The sequence below is a fragment of the Tenacibaculum finnmarkense genome (assembly GCF_900239185.1).
Lineage (GTDB): Bacteria > Bacteroidota > Bacteroidia > Flavobacteriales > Flavobacteriaceae > Polaribacter > Polaribacter finnmarkensis.
In genome coordinates this window covers 1-1,966 of sequence record NZ_OENA01000099.1, presented here as the reverse complement: position 1 = coordinate 1,966, position 1,966 = coordinate 1, and the positions used below count along the sequence as shown (strand labels likewise).

The 1,966-nt window shown below is 36.0% G+C and carries 3 protein-coding genes; all 3 read left to right on the top strand.

Annotated elements, in window-relative coordinates; all coding sequences use genetic code 11:
* On the top strand, positions 1-550 hold a 550-nt coding region (locus AQ1689_RS12980), incomplete at its 5' end, for a hypothetical protein (RefSeq protein ID WP_180947598.1).
* Positions 550-1,638, top strand: a complete 1,089-nt coding sequence (locus tag AQ1689_RS12975; protein WP_145993778.1) for a hypothetical protein — start codon at positions 550-552, stop codon at positions 1,636-1,638. The genes AQ1689_RS12980 and AQ1689_RS12975, both read left to right, overlap by 1 nt.
* Positions 1,639-1,663: 25 nt before the next feature.
* On the top strand, positions 1,664-1,966 hold a 303-nt coding region (locus AQ1689_RS12970), incomplete at its 3' end, for a hypothetical protein (protein WP_145993777.1).

Genomic DNA, 1,966 nt, shown 5'->3' with positions numbered 1-1,966 from the left:
GGCGAATCTTGAAAAAGAAGTCGAACGAACTGGGCGAATAATTAAAAAACTGCAAGTAGAATTACAGCAAGAACAAACAATTGCCGAATCTTTAGGATTGGGGGCTTGGTGTAAAAAAGCAAAAAGGCGAAGAAAACACGCAGAAACGGCTTTACAATCTGCTGAAAATTCACTAGGTAAAGTACAGGGGCGAATTAATATTTTAAAGCAAAAACAAACTTTAGGTATTGATCGAGCTAATGAAATATTAGCAAGTAACAGTACGATTACCAGTTCGATAAAAACACAAATTCAAGCGGTAAAAACAAAAATCACAAACTATAAAATAGAGCGAGATAACATCAAGAAAGCTAAAATTGCAGCAACTAAAACTGCACAAACAGCATCAAATATGGTATCTATTAATTCAGCTAAAAAAATGAATACCGCAGGTTTTGGATCGTTTTTATCAAAAGAAAATTTGCCTTTAATTATAGGCGGTGCTTTATTATTTGGTGGCGTTTTTTATTTCAAAAATAAAAATTCACAAGCTAAAAAAGTAGTAGCATAATGGAAAGTAAATTAAATATATATGGTTTAGCAGGTGTTCCTGGTCGTGGTCGTGGTGTGTTTATGGATGGTAACGGTAGAGAGCAGTTTGGACGACCAATCAGCAGACGACCAATAATCAAATTAAGACCAAAGACAAGGCAAGTAACTAGGTTAGTAAAAACAACAGGAGGCTTTAAACCTGCAAAAGAAACATCTTTACGTCTTGATTATGGGCGAATTAACAGCCAATCAGAAATAAATAGAATAGTAGATTCTTTATTTCGTAGGCTAGATATAGACGACCAAGGTTATAAAGGTACATCAATAGGCGCTGGTAATAGATTAATAAAACGATTAGTTAAGAGAGTTAAACGTAGAATAGCAATTGAAGAAAGAATAGCAGTTGCAACAAATAGCAAACAAAAAACAGGTTTAGTTAATTACTTAAATAATAATTCAACTACCAGCTCTACTAATTCGAAACTATCGCAACAAAAACAAGCTTTAGCATTGAAAAAAGCAACTGCTAAAAGAATAGCAGCAGCAAAAGCAAGAGTAGCGGCAGATGCAAGATTAAAGGCAATAGCAGTTGCCAAAAATAAAGCTGCTGCCAAGGTAAAAGCAATATCAGCCGAAACAATAGCAAAAGCAAAAGCAAATCGAGTTAAATACGCAAAAGAACGAGCTATAAAAAGAGCTAAAGAAGCTGCTGAATTTAGAGCATTTGTAGCAAAAGGAAAAGCAGCCGCAGAAGCAAAAAACGCAAAAAAAAGAGCAGATTTAAAAGCGTTACAAGCAGGAATAGCAAGAGCAAGAACAAAAAAATTAGCCGATGCCAGAGCTAAAGCAAAAAGAATAGCTGATGCCAGAGCGAAAGCAGCAGCAATTGACGAGCTTAAAAGAGATACAGGAGGTTTTAAACCATCAAAACCAATAATTCAAACGGTTGTTCCTGATAATGTGCCTATGAATTTAAGCACGGAAACTACGGAAACCGAAGAAAGAGAAACTTTTATTTCTAAAAATAAATATGCTATTGGCGTTGCAGGTTTAGTAACAGCTGGCTTGTTGTTCTTTAGAAAAAAGGACGATAAAAAGAAAACGTAAAATAGCGGGAATTATGAGTAAAAATATGAGTGTAGTACAATTGTCGAGATTGTCAGGTTTTGCAGATAATGTATCATGGGATACACCACAAACAAGCATACCAAGCCAAGGTGGCGGATATTCAACGCCACAAGATGCACCTGATAGCGGTGGCGGTAGTCAATTCTGGGGAGGTACTAATTTCATGGGACTATTAAATACTATCGGTGGTACTTGGGCGCAAATAGAACAAGCGAAACACGGTAATAAAGTAATTGTCAAAGATTCTAGCGGTAAGAGCAAGGATATTGCACCGCAATTGTTGCAGAAATTAAACCAACAAGCTAGT

What these genes read in the sequence shown, in the direction of transcription:
- AQ1689_RS12975 (WP_145993778.1), top strand. Translation starts at nt 550, where the DNA reads ATGGAAAGTAAATTAAATATATATGGTTTAGCAGGTGTTCCTGGTCGT.